Raw genomic sequence first — 1,755 nt, 5'->3', positions numbered from 1 at the left:
CGCCTACTCGTCGCTGTCAGACCCAGAGACGCGGCAGTCGTTCCTGAAGACCTTGCGCTCTGTGGTCGATTACCGCGGGCAGGCGGTCAGCGCCTTGAACCGGCTGGGGCTGCGCACCGACCTACCGGTAATGGCGATCTGGGGCGAGCGGGACAACATCATTCCCGTTCACCACGCGCACGCCGCGCACGAAGCGCGCACCGACGCCAGGCTCGAGCTGCTGCCCCATGTCGGCCACTTCGCGCAAGTGGAGGCCCCTAACGAGGTGGTCGAGCTGATCGAGGACTTCATCGCGACCAGCGACCGCCGGGATGTGGGCAGCCCACAACTGAGGTCCTTTTCGGGGAACGCCGAAGACGTGAAATAGCGCCTTCCGCCGCTGCTGCCGTTCAGCCAGATGGTTGCGCGGGTCGGCCACCGAATCTGGTGTCTTACGGAGACGAATTGTGGGTTCCGTCGCGCATCGACCGCGTCCGCTCGGGCAGGGTTGTTCCCAGCAGCCGCTCGAAGGCGTCCACCGATGCGAGACGGCTAGGGATGTGCCGTGCCTGCCAAACCGTCAGCGGCACGTCGGACAGCGGATCGAATACATCGGCCAACCGCCGGTACTCCTGTATGCGCCACTCGCGCAGGCGGTCGCCGCGCGCGAACTCCACGAGCCGGGCGAGCTGTCGCTCCTGAACCTCGGGCGGAGCGTCACCGCGGACGCCGATTCCGTTCATAAGGCTGTGTCGGCCGAGCGCCAACGGCCGATAACCCCATGCCGACTCGAGTGCGTTGTTGACCGCGAGGCAGTCCTTGCACGCGAGCCATGACCAGCGGCTCGTGCCACCGGCCGTTCCTTTGAAGCAGATGATGCACAGGTCTGTTTCGTGCGAGACGTCGCACCCCTCCCACTTCTCGGGAGAGTCCTCGTCCCGGCAGGATTGCCACCTCGCCCCTCGCGGGCCGCGGAGTCCACCACACGGGATATGGACCGACAACTGTGTGATGCGTTGGCGCAGTGCACTATCGGCTGCACTCAGTTTCCTGTCGTTCATTGTTCGCCCTTCAGGCGACGCCGCCCTCGGGCGTCCACCACTTGCACGCGTCGCGTGCCGGCTCTTCCCCTGGGGCACCGTGCAGTGGAGGCGCGGTTGCCGGGACGGCGGGCCAGGTACCCGAACAGCCGTCCGCTCGTGAGCGATTCCAGGATAAGAGAGGACCCCGACAGAACCAACCATTGTTTGTTTGACAAGCGTGGACTGTTGCGCAACAGGCGACTACCGCATCCGAGCCGCGGTTAGTGCGCAAATCCAGACCTGGACGTGGCGACCCTGCAAGATAGACAGCGATGCGGTCACGAAGAGCTTTCGCCGCGCTGGTGGTGGCGGTGGGCTGCGTGATGTTGACCGGCGCTCCGCTCGCGGCGCGCGCCGACAAGCCTCCGTTCGTCACTGACCCGGCCCGCTACGTCGACACCCTGATCGGCACCGGGTCGAGCGCGACGGGTGGACAGATCAACAACTTCCCCGGCGCCGCCGTGCCGTTCGGGATGGTGCAGTATTCGCCGGACACCACCGACGCCTACAACGGCTACCACCACGACAACGACCACGTGCGTGGATTCAGCCTGACCCACGCCTCGGTGGGCTGCCCCGCGTTCGGCGACATCCCGATGCTGCCCACCACCCCCCCGATCGGCGCGGAACCCTGGAGCGCCTGGGAGAAGATCGCCCACGACAACACCGAGGTCGGGGCGCCCGGCTCCTACGC

2 protein-coding genes, 1 pseudogene and 1 riboswitch are annotated in these 1,755 nt (G+C 66.4%); of the genes and pseudogenes, 2 read left to right on the top strand and 1 reads right to left on the bottom strand.

What is annotated here, in order from left to right:
* A partial coding sequence (locus tag WBF82_RS07670) for an alpha/beta fold hydrolase (RefSeq protein WP_424382456.1) occupies positions 1 to 367 on the top strand: 367 nt, incomplete at its 5' end.
* A gap of 64 nt (positions 368 to 431) precedes the next feature.
* Here the strand turns inward: WBF82_RS07670 and WBF82_RS07665 are convergent.
* Positions 432 to 722: a hypothetical protein gene (locus WBF82_RS07665; RefSeq protein WP_424382455.1), complete on the bottom strand. Its 291-nt coding sequence runs from the start codon at positions 720 to 722 to the stop codon at positions 432 to 434.
* A 350-nt stretch (positions 723 to 1,072) separates the two neighbouring features.
* Positions 1,073 to 1,184, bottom strand: a riboswitch (SAM riboswitch).
* 149 nt (positions 1,185 to 1,333) lie between these two features.
* On the opposite strand from WBF82_RS07665, the pseudogene WBF82_RS07660 reads away from it, so the two are divergent.
* A pseudogene (locus WBF82_RS07660) lies at positions 1,334 to 1,755 on the top strand (GH92 family glycosyl hydrolase); the annotation flags it as partial.

The organism is Mycobacterium sp., from assembly GCF_049673265.1.
In the GTDB taxonomy this organism is placed as follows: domain Bacteria; phylum Actinomycetota; class Actinomycetes; order Mycobacteriales; family Mycobacteriaceae; genus Mycobacterium.
This window is presented reverse-complemented; position numbering and strand designations above follow the sequence as displayed.